Source organism: Nonomuraea sp. NPDC049607 (assembly GCF_040675375.1).
In the GTDB taxonomy this organism is placed as follows: domain Bacteria; phylum Actinomycetota; class Actinomycetes; order Streptosporangiales; family Streptosporangiaceae; genus Nonomuraea.
In genome coordinates this window covers 21,326-35,367 of record NZ_JBFAOV010000048.1, presented here as the reverse complement: position 1 = coordinate 35,367, position 14,042 = coordinate 21,326, and the positions used below count along the sequence as shown (strand labels likewise).

The 14,042-nt window shown below is 71.1% G+C and carries 17 protein-coding genes; 9 read left to right on the top strand and 8 right to left on the bottom strand.

All coding sequences use genetic code 11. The features are described from left to right. Positions 1 to 24 precede the first annotated feature (24 nt). The 5 genes from AB0J97_RS46550 (at position 25) to AB0J97_RS46530 (ending at position 3,602) form a co-directional block, all read left to right on the top strand. Complete coding sequence (locus tag AB0J97_RS46550) at positions 25 to 651, top strand: HAD family phosphatase (protein ID WP_357706396.1); 627 nt, start codon at positions 25 to 27, stop codon at positions 649 to 651. Beyond that, complete coding sequence (locus tag AB0J97_RS46545; protein WP_364102354.1) at positions 648 to 1,106, top strand: GNAT family N-acetyltransferase; 459 nt, start codon at positions 648 to 650, stop codon at positions 1,104 to 1,106. Before AB0J97_RS46550 ends, AB0J97_RS46545 begins: the two co-directional genes overlap by 4 nt. 18 nt (positions 1,107 to 1,124) lie before the next feature. Further along, positions 1,125 to 2,063: a ribose-phosphate pyrophosphokinase gene (locus AB0J97_RS46540; RefSeq protein ID WP_364102351.1), complete on the top strand. Its 939-nt coding sequence runs from the start codon at positions 1,125 to 1,127 to the stop codon at positions 2,061 to 2,063. A 53-nt stretch (positions 2,064 to 2,116) separates the two neighbouring features. Next, complete coding sequence (locus AB0J97_RS46535; RefSeq protein WP_364102348.1) at positions 2,117 to 2,863, top strand: nucleotidyltransferase domain-containing protein; 747 nt, start codon at positions 2,117 to 2,119, stop codon at positions 2,861 to 2,863. A 100-nt stretch (positions 2,864 to 2,963) separates the two neighbouring features. Further along, positions 2,964 to 3,602: a maleylpyruvate isomerase N-terminal domain-containing protein gene (locus AB0J97_RS46530; RefSeq protein WP_364102345.1), complete on the top strand. Its 639-nt coding sequence runs from the start codon at positions 2,964 to 2,966 to the stop codon at positions 3,600 to 3,602. 19 nt (positions 3,603 to 3,621) lie between these two features. Here AB0J97_RS46530 and AB0J97_RS46525 read toward each other — a convergent pair whose 3' ends face one another. Beyond that, complete coding sequence (locus AB0J97_RS46525; protein ID WP_364102429.1) at positions 3,622 to 4,149, bottom strand: TetR/AcrR family transcriptional regulator; 528 nt, start codon at positions 4,147 to 4,149, stop codon at positions 3,622 to 3,624. Positions 4,150 to 4,168: 19 nt separating this feature from the next. Between AB0J97_RS46525 and AB0J97_RS46520 the strand changes: the two genes are divergently transcribed. Continuing rightward, complete coding sequence (locus tag AB0J97_RS46520; RefSeq protein ID WP_364102342.1) at positions 4,169 to 5,344, top strand: FAD-dependent monooxygenase; 1,176 nt, start codon at positions 4,169 to 4,171, stop codon at positions 5,342 to 5,344. Between the two features lie 61 nt (positions 5,345 to 5,405). Continuing rightward, on the top strand, positions 5,406 to 6,230 hold the full coding sequence (locus tag AB0J97_RS46515) for an NmrA family NAD(P)-binding protein (protein WP_364102339.1): 825 nt from the start codon (positions 5,406 to 5,408) through the stop codon (positions 6,228 to 6,230). A gap of 1 nt (position 6,231) precedes the next feature. Here the strand turns inward: AB0J97_RS46515 and AB0J97_RS46510 are convergent, their stop codons facing one another. The 5 genes from AB0J97_RS46510 to AB0J97_RS46490 are packed head-to-tail and all read right to left on the bottom strand — an operon-like array spanning position 6,232 to position 11,960. Next, positions 6,232 to 7,236 (bottom strand): ABC transporter ATP-binding protein, encoded by a 1,005-nt coding sequence (locus AB0J97_RS46510; RefSeq protein WP_364102336.1) that lies wholly within the window; start codon positions 7,234 to 7,236, stop codon positions 6,232 to 6,234. Then, positions 7,233 to 8,213, bottom strand: coding sequence for an ABC transporter ATP-binding protein (locus AB0J97_RS46505; protein WP_364102333.1), 981 nt, complete (start codon positions 8,211 to 8,213; stop codon positions 7,233 to 7,235). The genes AB0J97_RS46510 and AB0J97_RS46505 overlap by 4 nt, the downstream gene beginning before the upstream one ends. Continuing rightward, positions 8,210 to 9,091, bottom strand: coding sequence for an ABC transporter permease (locus AB0J97_RS46500; protein ID WP_364102330.1), 882 nt, complete (start codon positions 9,089 to 9,091; stop codon positions 8,210 to 8,212). Before AB0J97_RS46500 ends, AB0J97_RS46505 begins: the two co-directional genes overlap by 4 nt. Beyond that, positions 9,088 to 10,143, bottom strand: coding sequence for an ABC transporter permease (locus tag AB0J97_RS46495; RefSeq protein ID WP_364102327.1), 1,056 nt, complete (start codon positions 10,141 to 10,143; stop codon positions 9,088 to 9,090). Before AB0J97_RS46495 ends, AB0J97_RS46500 begins: the two co-directional genes overlap by 4 nt. Then, positions 10,140 to 11,960: an ABC transporter substrate-binding protein gene (locus AB0J97_RS46490; RefSeq protein WP_364102324.1), complete on the bottom strand. Its 1,821-nt coding sequence runs from the start codon at positions 11,958 to 11,960 to the stop codon at positions 10,140 to 10,142. Before AB0J97_RS46490 ends, AB0J97_RS46495 begins: the two co-directional genes overlap by 4 nt. Positions 11,961 to 12,106: 146 nt before the next feature. Between AB0J97_RS46490 and AB0J97_RS46485 the strand changes: the two genes are divergently transcribed. Then, positions 12,107 to 12,460 (top strand): DUF2809 domain-containing protein, encoded by a 354-nt coding sequence (locus tag AB0J97_RS46485; RefSeq protein WP_357706372.1) that lies wholly within the window; start codon positions 12,107 to 12,109, stop codon positions 12,458 to 12,460. A 4-nt stretch (positions 12,461 to 12,464) separates the two neighbouring features. On the opposite strand, the gene AB0J97_RS46480 is transcribed toward AB0J97_RS46485, so the two are convergent. Beyond that, positions 12,465 to 12,725 carry a heavy-metal-associated domain-containing protein gene (locus AB0J97_RS46480; RefSeq protein WP_357706371.1) on the bottom strand — a complete coding sequence of 87 codons (261 nt, stop codon included), beginning with the start codon at positions 12,723 to 12,725 and terminating at the stop codon, positions 12,465 to 12,467. Positions 12,726 to 12,838: 113 nt separating this feature from the next. Between AB0J97_RS46480 and AB0J97_RS46475 the strand changes: the two genes are divergently transcribed. Continuing rightward, a complete protein-coding gene (locus tag AB0J97_RS46475) occupies positions 12,839 to 13,384 on the top strand; it encodes a type 1 glutamine amidotransferase domain-containing protein (protein ID WP_357706370.1) in 546 nt (181 codons plus the stop codon). Between the two features lie 56 nt (positions 13,385 to 13,440). On the opposite strand, the gene AB0J97_RS46470 is transcribed toward AB0J97_RS46475, so the two are convergent. After that, a complete protein-coding gene (locus tag AB0J97_RS46470) occupies positions 13,441 to 13,995 on the bottom strand; it encodes a helix-turn-helix domain-containing protein (protein ID WP_364102319.1) in 555 nt (184 codons plus the stop codon). Positions 13,996 to 14,042: the final 47 nt, after the last annotated feature.

Below are 14,042 nucleotides of genomic sequence, written 5' to 3'. Positions count from 1 at the left end.
TTGGGGGTGGCCATGGAAGCGTGCGTGTTCGACCTCGACGGCGTGCTCGTCGACTCCGAGCCCGTCTGGGAGCAGGTGCGGCGCGCCTTCGTCGCCGACCACGGCGGCACCTGGCAGCCCGACACGCAGTCCAGGCTGATGGGCATGAGCACCGGCGAGTGGGCGGCCTACCTGCACGAGCTGGGGGTGCGCCTGACGCCCGACGAGATCGCCGAGGGCGTGGTCGACCAGATGGCCGAGCGCTACCAGGACGGCGTGCCGCTGCTGCCGGGCGCCCGCGAGGCCGTTCGCCGGCTGGCCGCACGGTTCACGCTCGGCCTGGCCAGCTCGTCGCCCCGGCGGCTGATCGACGTGGTGCTGGACGCGTCCGAGCTGCGCGAGTACTTCGTCACCACGGTCTCCACCGAGGAGGTCGCGCGTGGCAAGCCCGCCCCCGACGGCTACCTGGAGGCGGCCAGGCGGCTGGAGATCTACCCGAAGGACTGCGTGGCGGTCGAGGACTCCAGCAACGGGCTGCGTTCGGCGCACGCGGCCGGCATGCGGGTGATCGCCGTGCCGCATCCCGGCTACCCGCCCGACGACGACGCCCTCGCCCTCGCCTGGCAGGTCCTCCCCGACCTCGACGCGCTCACGGTGGAGGCGCTGGCGTGACGACCGACGGCATGAGCGTCCGCCTCCGGACGCCGGCCGATCTGGACGCCTGCGCCGCGGCCCTGAGGCTGGTCCACAACGCCGACCGCTACCCCGTCGACTGGCCGGCCGACCCCCACGGCTGGCTGACCCCGCAGGGCCTCCTGAGCGCCTGGGTGGCGGTCACGGAGGACCGGGTGCTCGGCCACGTCGGCCTGGCCGACACCCCCGGGGGCCCGGAGGTCACCCGGCTCTTCGTCGCGCCCGCCGCCCGGGGCCGCGGGCTGGCCCCCCTCCTGCTGGACACCGTAAGGAAGGCCGCCGACGGGCCCGTCCTGCTGGAGGTCTCCGACGAGGGCCGGGCGGCCGTCGCGCTCTACGAGCGGCTGGGCTGGCGCCGCGTCGGCAGCACCCGCGCGCGATGGCTCAACGCCGCGGGCGAACCCGCCCTGCTCCACCACTACGTCAGCCCGTGAAGCTATCCTTTGGAAATCGTGCGAGACATCACGGTTTTCAGTGGCAGCGCCCACCCCGAGTTGGCCGAGGAGATCTGCTCCCACCTCGGCACCCCGCTCCACCCCGTCAAGGTCGCCCGCTTTGCCAACGACGCGCTTGAGGTGCAGCTCCAGGCCAACTGCCGCGAGCGCGACGTGTTCCTCATCCAGCCCCTCGTGCCGCCGACCCAGGAGAACCTGGTCGAGCTGCTGCTCATGATCGACGCGGCCCGCGGCGCGTCCGCGGCCAGGACGACCGTCGTCCTGCCGCACTACGCCTACGCCCGGTCGGACAAGAAGGACGCGCCACGCATCTCCATCGGCGGCCGGCTGGTCGCCGACCTGATGGTGGCCGCGGGCGCGAACCGGGTGCTGGCCATGACGCTGCACTCGCCGCAGGTCCACGGCTTCTTCAGCGTGCCCGTCGACCACCTGCACGCGCTGCGCGAGCTGGCCGCGCACTTCCGCCGCCACGACCTGTCGAACACCGTCGTCGTCTCCCCCGACCTGGGCAACGCCAAGGAGGCCGCGCACTTCGCCCGGCTGCTCGGCACCGGCGTCGCGATGGGCGCCAAGCAGCGTTTCCCCGACGACCGCGTGGTGATCAGCTCGGTCATCGGCGAGGTCGCGGGCAAGGACGTGATCATCCTGGACGACGAGATCGCCAAGGGCAGCACGGTCATCGAGCTGCTGGGACGGCTGCGCGAGCAGGGCGTCAACTCCGTCCGCCTGGCGTGCACGCACGGGCTGTTCGCGGGCGGGGCGATCGAGCGGCTGAGCGCGTTCCCCGAGGTCATGGAGATCGTCTGCACGAACACCGTGCCGCCGCCCAAGCCGAGTGACAAGCTGACCGTGCTGTCGATCGCCCCCGCGCTGGCCGAGGCCATGCGCCGGATCCACGACGGCGAGTCGGTGAGCGCTCTGTTCAGCACCTCCTGACGGCTCGCCCGGTGATCTTCCGGGACGGCCGGGAATGGATCATAGTGGACATCATGCATGCGGCCACAGACGTCCTGCTCCGGCGGTTCCGTGACGGCGTGGGGGAGGTCGTGCCCCTGGTGTCGCTGTGGGCGCACGGCTCGCTCGGCGCCGGCGACTACCAGCCGGGGCGCAGCGACCTCGACCTGATCGCGGTCGTCGAGACGCCGGTCACGATGGAGCAGTGGCGCCGGATCAAGGCGCTGCACCGGGGGCTCGACCTGCCGCTCGCGGACCTGCTCCACTGTTCCTACCTGCCGGTGGAGGAGCTGGCGGACCCGCGGGTCGAGCACGTGACATGGGCCCACGAGGAGATCTTCCGCCGCCCGGTGACGGCGGTGACCCGCCGCGAGCTGCACACGGCTCCCCTCGTGCTGCACGGGCCGCCGCCCGCCGAGCTGCTGCCGTCCGTCTCCGACGCCGTCCTGGCCGACTTCGTCCGTACGGACCTGCGCGAGTTCTGGCTGGACAAGACCAGAGGGCGCCGGCGCTGGCTGCGGGAGGTCTGGGTGGATCTCGGCCTGCTGACCGTCGCCAGGGCGTCGGTCACGCTGCGGGAGGGCCGGTTGATCACCAAACGAGAGGCCCTCGACGTGCTGGCCGGGATGGGCGCGCCGGAGGTCGTGCTGGCCGACGTGCGCGCCCGCCGGTACGGCACGCCGCGTCCCGTGCTGAGCCGCTTCAGAAGGGGCACGCTGACCAGGGCCTTCGTCAGGTCCGCCCTCAGGAAGGTGCTGGCGGAAGGCCACGAAGGGACCTGAGCGCACCCCCGTCTCAGTGGGCAGGACGGCGGCCCCCGGCGGATCGCCGAGGGATAGTCTTGGCCCCGAGCTACCACCTGAACCGGGGAAAGGGCGGCATATGGGGGAGATCAGGCAGTCCTATCTGGTGGCCGCGGCGTCGGCGATGTCGCTGCTGCGCGACCCGGCCGTACGGGCGGCGTGGGAGAAGCCGAGCGCGCTGACCGAGTTCAGCGTCGCGGGCCTGGCCGGGCACCTGGCCCACCAGATCGTCAGGGTCGTCGACGTGCTCGACACCGGCGAGGAGCCCGGGGAGCCGATCCCGCTCATCGAGCACTACACGAGGTCGCCGTGGGTGCAGGCCGGCCTCGACCACGAGAGCAACGTCAGCATCCGGCGGGGCGGCCAGGCGGCCGCCGCGGACGGGCACGCCACGCTGGTCGACCACACGCAGGCGCTGCTGGACCGCCTCCTCGTCGAGCTGCCCGCCGAGCCGGCGGACCGGGTCGTGCGGCTGCCGTGGGCGGGCTGGTCGCTGCTGCTCGACGACTTCCTGCTCACCAGGGTGATGGAGCTGGTCGTGCACTCCGACGACCTGGCCGCCAGCGTGGGCATCGAGACGCCGGAGCTGCCGCCGGCGATCATCGAGCCCGTCGTGGAGCTGCTGGCCCGCCTGGCGGTGCACCGGCACGGCGCGACGGCGGTCATCCGCACCCTCAGCAGGGCCGAACGCGCGCCTGCCACGATAAGCGCCTTCTGACCTTCCCCCACGGGCCGTCCTACGACCCGCCGCCCACCATGCGCAGCGCCTCGGCCACCTCGCGCCCCGACAACGCGCTGTCCGGGTCGAGCAGCCACTGCGCCAGGAACCCCGTCAGCATGGCCTGGTAGAGCGAGCCCACCAGCCGGGCCCGTTCCGGGTCGCTCTCGGCCCGCACGTCCTGGAACAGCTCGGCGAGCCCCACGCGCGCGTCCGTGATCGCCGAGGCGAGCCGCTCCCGCACCTCGGGCAGATGATCGATCTGCCCGAGCAGCTCAAGCTGGGTGATCCAGAGCGGCCGCAGCCGGTCGAACGACTCCACCACCCGGTCCCACGCCCGCGCGAACCGCTCCAGCGGTGACGCGCCCTCCTTGACGTCGGCGGCGAGCGTCAGCGCCAGGTCGTCGCCCCATTCCTTCATCACCTCGAACAGCGCCTCGTTCATCAGCGCGTCCTTGGACCTGAAGTGGTAGCCGATGCCCGCGAGGCTCACACCCGACGCGTTGGCGATGTCGCGCGCGGTGGTACGCGAGTAGCCCTTCTCGATCAGGCAGCGCGTTCACGGCATGAAGAACGTCCTCATCTCCGGCGCGAGCATCGCCGGCACCTCGCTGGCCTACTGGCTGCGCCGCCACGGCTTCACCGTCACCGTCGTCGAGCGCGCCCCCGCCATCCGTACGGGCGGCTACAAGGTCGACGTCCGCGGCGCCGCCCTCGACGTGATCCGGCGCATGGGCCTGCTGGACGCGGTCACCGCCCGCGCCACCGGCATGCGCGTCGCCACCCACTACGACGGCAAGGGCAGGCCGGTGGCCACCATGGACGCCGACCTGTTCGGCGGCCGCGAGGGCGAAGACGCCGAGATCATGCGCGGCGACCTCAACGAGCTCCTGTACGACCTCACCCGCGACGACGCCGAATACCTCTTCGGCGACTCCGTCACCGCCGTCGCCGACGACGGCCTGGTCACCTTCGAGCACGCCGAGCCGCGCCGGTTCGACCTGGTCGTGGGCGCGGACGGCATGCGCTCCAACATCCGCAGGATCGCCTTCGGGGCGGACGACCAGTACGTCCGCGACCTGGGCTACTACGTCTCGATCTCCACCGTCCCCAACACGCTCGGCCTGGACCGCGAGGAGGCCGTGCACGCCGCCCCCGGCCGGACCGCCAACGTCTACAGCACCCGCCGGGACGGCGCCGCCAAGGCCCTGTTCATGTGGGCGTCGCAGCCGCTGTCCTACGACCACCGCGACGTCGGCCGCCAGAAGGACCTGCTGGCCGAGGCCATGACGGGCGTCGAGTGGGAGGTGCCCGCGCTGCTCGGCGCGGTGCGCGAGGCCGACGACTTCTCCTTCGACTCGGTCAGCCAGGTGCACATGGACCAGTGGTCGAAGGGCCGGGTCGTGCTGCTCGGGGACGCCGCGTACTGCGCCTCGCCGGCCTCGGGGCAGGGCACGAGCCTGGCGATCGTGGGGGCGTACGTGCTGGCCGGCGAGCTGGCCCGGGGTGGCGGCGCGGCGGGCTACGAGCGGGAGATGCGCGAGTTCGTCCGGGTCAACCAGGAGCTCGGCCCGGCGAACGTGCGGGGCATGGTGATCGGCTCACGCCTGGCGCTGTGGTTCCAGCTCAGGATGCTCAAGCTGATGCCGCACCTGCCGGGCAAGGACAAGGTCATCGAGCGCGTCGCCGGGGCGATCCACCGGGCGGCCACGGCGATCCGGCTCAAGAGCTACGTGGAATGAAGTGTTCCGTTCTGCTATAGTAAGAGCAGAACGTTCCGTTCCGAAAGAAGTGGGGTTCAACATGACCATCCTCGTCACCGGTGCCACCGGAACCGTCGGCCGCCTCGTCGTCGAGGAGCTCCTCCTGGCCGGGCAGCAGGTCCGCGCCCTGACCAGGAACCCCGCCAAGGCCGCCCTCCCCGAGGGCGTCGAGGTCGTCGGCGGGGACCTCGCCGAGCCCGCCTCCCTGGCCGCCGCCTTCGAGGGCGTCACCGCGGCGCATTTCATCAACTTCGCCGGCGACGACTACGCGCCGCTCCCCGACGGCGCCGGGCTCGCCGAGCTGGCCGTCAAGGCGGGCGTGCGCCGGGTCACCGTGCTCGGCGGGCGTGAGGACGGCGAGCTGGAACAGGCGCTCGCCGCCACCGACCTGGAGTGGACGCTGCTCCACCCGGTCGAGTTCATGTCCAACACGCTCCAGTGGTGGGCGCACACCATCAAGACCGAGGGCGTCATCAAGGAGCCGTTCGGCGACCGGCTGAGCGCGCTGGTGCACGAGCGCGACATCGCCGCGGTGGCCGCCAAGGTCCTGACCGAGAGCGGGCACGGCAGCCGGACGTACGTGCTGACCGGCCCGCGCGCGATCACCCTCAAGGAGAAGGTCGCCGTCCTGGGCGAGGCCATCGGCAAGGACGTCGAGTTCGTCGAGCTCACCGTGGACGAGGCGCGGGCCAAGTGGCGCGCCGACGGCATGGGCGAGCAGACCATCGAGTTCCTCGTCGGCGCGCTCGGCAACACGCCGGAGGTCGGCTACACGGTCGTCCCGACCGTCCGGGAGGTCACCGGCCGGGACGCGCGTGACTTCGCCGAGTGGGCGCGCGAGCACGCCGACGCGTTCCGCGGGTGACCTACCCGGAGACCGCCGCGTAGTGGCAGGCGGCCTGGGCGTCCGGCACGGCGGGAAGGATCTTCAGCACCTCCGACCGGCAGGCCGCGTCCACGCCCGCCTCCGCCGCCCTGCCCGAGGCCAGCACGTGGCAACGGGGGTGGAACCGGCAGCCACCCGGCACCCTGGTCGGGTCCGGCGGCTCACCGGTCAGCACGATCCGCTCGGGCGACTCCGGCAGCACCGACATCAGCGCCTGCGTGTACGGATGCCGCGGCGCCGTCAGCACCTGTTCGACCGGCCCGGACTCGACGATCCGTCCGAGGTACATGACCGCGACCCGGTCGGCGATGTTCCAGGCCAGGCCGAGGTCGTGGGTGACGACCAGGGCCGACAGGCCGAGATCGGCCCTGAGCTTGAGCATCAGCGCCAGGATCTCGCCGCGTACGGAGGCGTCGAGCGAGGCCACGGGCTCGTCGGCGATCAGCACCTTGGGGTTCAGGGCGAGCGCGCCGGCGATCACGACCCGCTGCCGCTGCCCGCCGGACAGCTCGTGCGGATAGCGCAGGAAGAAGCGCTCGGGCGGCCGCAGCCCGGCCCTGGACAGGGCGGAGGCGACCAGCTCCTCCTCGTCGGGCAGGCCGTGGATGCGCGGCCCCTCGGCGACCGCCTCGTAGACGGTCTGGCGGGGGTTGAGCGAGCCCATCGGGTCCTGGAGGACGAGCTGGACCTGACGGCGGTAGGCCTTGAGCGCCTTGGAGCCGTAGTTCAGCGGGGAGCCGTCGAAGCGGACCTCGCCGGACGTGGGGCGTTCGAGGCCGAGCAGCGTGCGGGCCAGGGTGGTCTTGCCGCAGCCCGACTCGCCGACCAGGGCCACGATCTCGCCCTGGCCGATCGCCAGGTTGACGCCGTCGACGGCGCGGGCGCTGCGGCCCCTTGAGGAGAACGCGACGTGCAGGTCACGGGCCTCCAGCAGCGCGCCCTTGCCCGTCGAGACGGTCTCGGCGGCGGTCTGCGTCTCGGTCATGAAGCCTCGACCTCCTCCTTGGAGCGTACGTGCACGCAGGCGGCGGCGTGGCGGGGGCCGGCGGGCCACAGCTCGACGTCGAGAAGCGCGCATTCCTCCAGCGCGACCGGGCAGCGCGGGTGGAACGCGCAGCCGGCCGGGAGCTGCATCGGGTCCGGCGGGTCGCCGCCGAGCCCCTTGGGGGCCAGCCGCGAGACCGGGTCGCCCACGGTCGGGAACGCGGCGGCCAGGGCCCGGCTGTAGGGGTGCCGGGCGTCGTGGAACACCTCGCGGGAGGGGCCGTGCTCGACCACGCGGCCGGCGTACATGACCGCGAGCTGGTCGCAGACGTCGGCCAGGACCGACAGGTCGTGCGAGATCATGATCAGGGAGATGCCGTGCTCGGCGATCAGCTCCTTGATCAACGTGAGGACCTGCGCCTGGACCATCACGTCGAGCGCGGTGGTCGGCTCGTCGGCGATGATCAGGCGCGGCGAGCAGGCCAGCGCCATCGCGATCATCACGCGCTGCCGCTGGCCGCCGGACAGCTCGTGCGGGTAGCTGCGGGCCCGCCAGGCGGGCAGGCCGACCTGTTCGAGCAGCTCGCCGACGCGCTTGCGGGCGCCGTCCGGCTTGGCCAGGCCGTGGACGAGCAGCGGCTCGGCGATCTGCTCGCCGATCCTGCGCACGGGGTTGAGCCCGTGCTGCGCGCCCTGGAACACGATCGAGGCCTCGGCCCAGCGCACGGCCCGCATGCGTCCCCACTTCATGGTGAGGACGTCGTCGCCGTCGAGCAGGATCCGGCCGCCGACACGCGTGCTCTTGGGCAGGAGCCTGAGCAGCGCCATGGCCAGCGTCGACTTGCCGGACCCCGACTCGCCGGCGACTCCGAGCGCCGCTCCGGAGTCGAGGGTCAGCGACACACCACGCACCGCGGGCACCTCGCCCGACGCGATGCGGTAGGTCACCGACAGGTCGTCCAGTTCGAGGAGACTCATGCCGCCCTCCTGAGCCTTGGGTTCAGCACGGCCTCCAGCGCCCGTCCCACCAGGGTGAACGCCATGACGACCACGAGGATGGCCAGACCGGGGAGGATGATGTACCACCACGCGCCCTCGTTGGCCGCGCCGTAGTCGTAGGAGCCGCGCAGCATGGTGCCCCACGACGTCTTGTTCGCGCTGGCGCCGAGGAAGGCCAGCGTGGACTCGGTGACGATCGCGCTGGCCACCTCCAGGGTGGTGCTGGCCAGCAGCAGCGGCGCCACGTTGGGCAGCACGTGCCGGGTGGTGATGTGCCAGTGGCCGCCGCCGAGCGCCTTGGAACGTTCGATGTAGGGCCTGGCCTCGACCGCGAAGGTCTGCGCCCTGATCAGCCGGGCCGTGGACGGCCAGGTGGTGACGCCGATCGCCATGATGATGGTGAACGTGCTGCCGCCGAGGATGGCCGCCAGCACCAGCGCGGTCACCAGCGAGGGCAGCACCAGGAACCAGTCGGTGACCCGCATCAGCGTGCCGCCGACCCAGCCGCCGAAGTGCCCGGCGGCGATGCCGATGACCATGCCGATCACGATGCTGAGCAGCGCGGCCAGGAAGCCGATGAGCAGCGAGGCACGCGACCCCCACCAGATCATCAGCAGGATCGACCGGCCCGACTCGTCGGTGCCGAAGGGGAAGTCCAGGCCGGGGGCCTGGAACTTCTCACCCGGCGCGTCGATGACGCTGGTCACGCCCTCGTCGATGAACAGCGGGGCGATCAGCGCGAGCACGACGGCGGCCAGCAGGACGACCGTCCCGATCACGCCCGCGCGATGCCGGCGGAAGTCGGTCCAGAAGTTGCCCAGCGCCTGCCGCCTGCGCGTGGCAGCGACACTCGTCATGCCGACCTCACCCTCGGGTCGAGAACGTGGTAGAGCACGTCGGCCAGTGTGTTCATGAGGATGACGGCCACGGTGATGAGCATGAACGTGCCCTGCATGAGCGTGAAGTCCGGCACCCGGACCGCCCGGTAGAACAGCTGCCCGAGGCCCGGCCAGGTGTAGATCGTCTCCACGGTGACCGCGCCGCCGACCACGAAGCCGATGCGCATGAAGACCAGCGTCACCGTGGGCAGCAGGGCGTTGGGCACCGCGTGGCGGCGGCGTACCTCGTCGTCGCGCAGGCCCTTGGCGCGGGCCACGGTGATGTAGTCCTGGCTGACCTCCTCCAGCAGCGACGACCGCATGACCAGGAGGTACTGGGCGTAGATCACCGCCACGAGGGTCAGGCACGGCAGCACCATGTGCGAGGCCACGTCGAGCAGGTACGCGAACCCGTCGGGCGCGTCGACGCTCTCGATGCCCCGGAACGGGAAGATGCCGGGGATCGGGCCGATGCCGACGCCGAGCACCATCATCAACAGCAGGCCGAGCCAGAACGTCGGCACCGACCACAGCACCAGCGACAGACCGGTGGAGAAGCGGTCGAACCGACTCCCCCGCTGCCAGCCCGCCCTGGTGCCCTGCCAGAGGCCGAGGCTGACCGCGATGACCAGACCGGTCCCGGCCAGCAGCAGCGTCGGGCCGATGCGCTCGCCGATGAGGTCGAGCACCGGCCGCTTGTACTCGTACGACGTGCCCAGGTCGAGCCTGAGCGTCTTGCCGACGAAGTCGATGAACTGGTCGAGCACCGGCTTGTCGAGACCGAGCCTGTGACGTTCCATGTCGAGCTGCGCCGGGGTCATGTTGCGGCCCTGCGCCAGGTTCCGCACCGGGTCGCCGGGCAGCAGGCGGAAGACGAAGAACGTCCCGGCGATCACCGCGGCGATGCTGAACAGCGCCCCGCCCGCCTTCGACAACGCGTACTTCAGCGTGCCGCGGCGAGCGGGGCGGTCCTCAGCAGGGCCCGCCGCCTGGACGGCGGCGGGCTCTGCCGCTTCGAGCGGTGTTGTCATTCGCGCTCGTCCGCGACGCTCTTACGCCGCCTGGTCAGGAAGAAGGCCGCCAGACCGATGACGACCACGCCGCCGACCACGCCGACGATGAGACCGGTGTTGGAGCCGGAGTCGCCGCCCGCGCCGGAGCCGCCGGCCGCGGACGCCTTGACGTCGGCCGTGTAGAACGGCCAGTAGCCGCTGCCGCCGTACAGCAGGCCCTTGTCCTCGGGGATCGGGGTGATGCTGGTGACCCGGTCCTTGCGGTAACCCTCAAGGTCGTTGGGGTAGTAGATCGCGATCACCGGGGCGTCGGTGTAGAGCCGCTGCTCCATCTGCTTGATGATCTCGGCGCGCTTCGGCCGGTCGAGCTCCTTGAGCTGCTCCTGGTAGAGCTTCTCGAAGGTCGGGTCGCAGTAGAACGACTCGGTGCCGCCGCCCTCGCCGCCCGGCGCCGGCCGGCGGCTGCACAGGTGGGTGGCCAGGATCTCCTCGGGGTCGGGGTTGACCGACCAGCCGCTGATCGCGATGTCGAACAGCGCCGTGACGCCGGTCTCCTCGCCGAACTTGCTGGAGTCGAGCTTCCTGGTGGTCAGCGTGATGCCGACCTCCTTGAAGAAGCCGGTCAGGTACTCGGCGAGCTTGTCCTCGACCGGCGTGTCGGTGTGGATGCTGAAACGGAACTCCAGCTTGCGCTTGCCGTCGGGCATCGTGCGGACGCCGTCGGCGCCCTTCTTGTAACCGGCGTCGTCGAGGATCTTGTTCGCCTTGGCCACGTCGTAGGTGACCTTCTCGTCGCCCGTGGCCTCCCAGAAGAAGTCCTTGAACATGGGCGGGATGATCGAGCCGTCGGCCGGCTTGGCCAGGCCGCCCTGCACCTCGTCGACCAGCTTCTGCTTGTCGATGGCGAAGTGGATCGCCTGACGCACCTTCGGGTCCTTCAGCGCCGGGTGGCCGTCGCCAATGGGCTTGTTGTCGGTGGTGGTGGCGCCGTGGTTGATCTGCAGGTACGCGGCCCGGCGGCCCTGGGTGTTCCACGCCTCGATGTTCGGGTCGTTCTCGATGGCCTGGAACTCCGGCGGCGTCATACGGCCGAGCAGGTCGATGTCGCCCTTCTTCAGCCCGGCGATGGCGGCCTGCGGGTTGTCGTAGAAGATGAACTGGAGCTCGTCGACCTTCGGCTTGCCCCGCCAGTAGTTGGGGTTGGCCTCCAGCTTGACGAACTGGTCCTTCTTCTGCTCGACCGCGATGTACGGGCCGCTGCCGACCGTCGGGTACGTCTCCGCGTCGTAGTTGGCCATGTCGGTGACCTTCTCCCACACATGCTTGGGCATGATCGGGATCGGGTTCTCCAGCATGGACGCCTGCGGGGCCTTGGTCTTGATGACCAGGTCCTGGCCGTTGGCGGTGACGCTCTCGAAGTTCTCCACGGCGGGGCCGTTGGCCGTCTTGGCCGCCTCGTCCGTCATGATCTTGTTGAACGTCCAGGCGGCGTCCTCGGCCGTGACCGGCTGGCCGTCGGACCACTTGGTGCTACGGATCTTGAACGTCCACGTGAGCCCGTCGTCGGACGTCGTCCACGACTCGGCCAGGTCAGGGCTGGGCTGGAGCGTCTTGGAGTCGGGGACCGTGAGGTAGCCGTACATCGTGCGGTGGATCGCGGTGGAGACCAGCCGGACCGCCAGGAACGGGTTCATCGAATCCATCGCCTGGGTGGCGCCGACGCGTAGGACCTTCTTCCCCGCCGCAGGTTCCTGGGCTTGGGCCGCCGTGGCGCCTTGGCCGGCCACCAACATCGCGACGCCTAGCACAGCCAGGCGTGCGAACCATTTCCTCATGATGCCTCACCTTCAGGCGGGGGATTCCTGTGTAGATGAAGGCACACCATAGAGAGACCGCGTGTCAACGCAGCACGGAGAATTGTTTCATTCTCGTTTCATTTTGCGGTGTAAATTTTCAGCAGCCCTGGCGCTACCGTGATCTGGTGCCTCGCCTGCCCGTTCTCCTCGCTGCCGTCGTGACCGTGGTGGCGGGGCTCGGCGTCCGGCTGCTGTGGGACGGGCCCGTGCCCAAGTACGCGGGCGACGCGCTCTACACCGTGCTGATCTACGCGCTCGTCGTCCTGGCCCTGCCGCGCGTGCGGCCCTGGGTCGCCGCGGTGGGGTCGGGCGGGCTGAGCTGGGCGATCGAGTTCGCCCAGCTCGGTGAGATCCCGGCAGTCCTGCGGCCACTGCTGGGCAGCACCTTCAACCCGCCCGACCTGCTCTGGTACGCCGTCGGCGCGGCCACCGCATGCGCCGCGCACACTCTGTGGAGCTCCCGGCGCCGATCCCCCTGAGGGGTCAGTGGCAGCCGCCCGAGCCGCAGCACGACCCGGCCTGCGGCAGCAGCTCCCGGCCCCCGCCCAGCTCGTAGCCGGCCTCGACCACGGCCGACTCGATGACGGCGGCGTCGATCGGGGCGCTGCTGGTCACGACCATCTCCTTGGCCGCGAGGTCGACCTCGACGGCCTGGACCCCGTCGACCTTGCCGACCTCGGCCCGCACCGAGCTGACGCAGTGGCCACAGGTCATGCCCTCGACCTGGTACGCGGTGATCACCATGTCCGAACTCCTCACTGTCCCGGCTTCCCGGCCACTATATACCCCTGGGGGGTAAGAACGCATACTTCCTGATCGCCCGGATAGAGGGAAGGGAAAACACGAAGGGGACCGTCATGTTGAACGGCAAGACCATCGCGTTCCTGGTCGCTCCGGAAGGGGTCGAGCAGGTGGAGCTCACCGAGCCGTGGAAGGCGGTCAAGCAGGCGGGCGGCACGCCCCGGCTGGTCTCCACGTCCTCGGGGAAGATCCAGGCGTTCAACCATCTGGACAAGGCCGACACCTTCACCGTGGACGCCACGGTGGACGACGCCGACCCCGGCGACTTCGACGCCCTGCTGCTCCCCGGCGGTGTCGCCAACCCCGACTTCCTGCGTACGGCGCCGCCGGCCGTGGAGTTCGCGCGGGCCTTCTTCGACGCCGGCAAACCGGTGGCCGCCATCTGCCACGCCCCCTGGACGCTGATCGAGGCGGACGTCGTCCGCGGGCGTACGCTCACGTCCTGGCCGAGCCTTCAGACCGACCTGCGCAACGCGGGCGCGACCTGGAAGGACCAGGAGGTCGTCGTCTGCACGGACGGCCCGAACACCCTGGTCACCAGCCGCAAACCGGACGACCTCAAGGCCTTCTGCCAGGCCGCGACGGACGCCTTCTCGGCCTGACCACGCGAGCCCGCCCCGATCCCGCCCGGGGCGGCGCGAGCCCGCCTGAGACCGCCTCAGCCGCGCAGCAGGGCTTCGGCGACGCCGCGCACAGAGGCCCTGAGCCGGTCGGCCCCGCCCTCGGCCATCACGTGCCGGGCGAGGTCGGCGTCGAAGGAGGCCAGGAGGGTGTGGGCGGCGAACGCGGCGTCGAGCCCCGGCGCCGCCGCCGCGACCAGCGCCGTCACGTGGGCGTGCCAGCGCAGATAGGTGGGATCGCGGTATTTGTCGGCCGCGCAGGCCCGTTCGTGCGCGGCGAACAGCGCCAGGTTGCGTTCGGCCAGCCCGGCCAGCTCGTCCAGGAACGCGAGCAGCCGATCCCGTGGCGGCGCCCCCGGGCCGAGCGGCGAGCCGGGCGACTCGATGGCCTCGGCCAGGGCGGCGGCCCGCTCGGCCAGCAGCTCCTGGAACAGGCCGGTCCTGCTGCCGAAGCGCCGGAACAGCGTGCCCTTGCCCACCCCCGCCGCCGCGGCCACCCGGTCGAGCGAGATGTGCTCGGCGCCGTGGGCGGCCAGGAGCTCTTCGGTGGCCCGCAGGATCGCCTCCCTGTTGCGGGTCGCGTCTGATCGCACCAACGCCCCTCCCTTGCAAGCGGACTGTTGGTCCCCATAGTATCCCG